General features: G+C 31.0%; 1 protein-coding gene. It reads right to left on the bottom strand.

Going from position 1 to position 1,255, the window contains the following annotated elements:
- Window positions 1–43 precede the first annotated feature (43 nt).
- Window positions 44–1,179, bottom strand: a protein-coding gene (locus CRN98_RS17265; protein ID WP_423237110.1) for an IS3 family transposase whose coding sequence is annotated in 2 segments (ribosomal slippage) — window positions 44–921 and window positions 921–1,179 — 1,137 coding nt in all. Because the reading frame shifts where the segments join, the coding sequence is not laid out codon by codon here.
- Window positions 1,180–1,255 lie beyond the last annotated feature (76 nt).

Raw genomic sequence — 1,255 nt, 5'->3', positions numbered from 1 at the left:
TGACCTGGTCAAGTAAAGTTGCAACACCTAGTTCGATTAATTTTTATAGATACCTTCTTTCAAAAGGCGTTAGCCCTCCTAAAAAACTATGCGGTCTTTTATGATGATAATATCTAAAAATATAGTCATTTGTTAATTCATCTAAATGCGTAGTATTTTTAATATTGTAATGATTAAGATGTTCACTCTTAAGTTTTCCATAGAAAGATTCCATAGGAGCATTATCATATGGACATCCTGCTTTACTCATAGATTGTTGTATTTTATTATTTTCACAGAATGCAGTAAAAGCCTTTGAAGTATATTGAGAGCCTTGATCACTATGAAGTATTAGTCCATCTGCTGGCTTATGGTTCTGTATTGCTTCTGTAAGTGTTTCTATAGCTAAATCAGCTGTTATATTTGTAGATGACTTACTTGCCATAACACTTCTATCATGTAGATCTAATATGCAACAGTTATACATCATTTTGCCATTGGATGAGTGTATATATGTAAAATCTGTACACCACTTTAAATTCTTCTTAGATGCTGTAAAATCCCTATTTAAGAGATTTTTAAATACTTTGTGGGGAGTACCCTTTACATAGTTAGGCTTTTTTCTGAAAGAAATGGACTTAAGATTTAATGCCTTCATATATTTATGTACAGTTAATAGACTCAGGTTAGTTCCTTGTTTTTCTAACGAGAGTTTTATCATTCTATATCCCATTTTTCCATCTTCACTGTGAAAAATTTCTTTGATTTGGTGTTGTACTAATTGTTTATGTTGATTGTAAGTTGATTTTCTACGTTTTAGGTAATTGTAATATGCATTAGGAAATATCTCAAAATGTCTCAGAAGCCATCTAACGCCAAACTCTACTTGATTTAACTCAATGAACTGATAAACTAATTGTCTATCTCTTTGGCGAAGAAGGCTGCCGCCTTTTTTAGGAAAGCATTTTCCTTTTCAAGTTCAGCTGCACGCTTTTTTAACAGCTTAATTTCTTCATATACATTAGGAGAAATTTTATCTTCAGACTCTATACATTCTTCACTAAAGCTCTTAACCCAACCATTAATTGTAGATTTTGCAATACTGTATTCTTTTGCAAGGCTCGCCAAGGTTCTATTTTCCTCTAAATATAATCTAGCTATCTTTTGTTTAAATACTTTATCATATTTTTTATTTGCCATTTGTAACACCACTTTCTTAAATCTTATTATAATAGATTATTCGGCATTAGTGTTACAACTTTAGTATATCACGTCA

Origin of the sequence: Clostridium peptidivorans, assembly GCF_900205925.1 — a bacterium.
GTDB lineage: Bacteria > Bacillota > Clostridia > Clostridiales > Clostridiaceae > Clostridium_AK > Clostridium_AK peptidivorans.
Note: the sequence above shows the minus strand (reverse complement) of the source record. Positions and strands in the feature narration are given on the sequence as shown.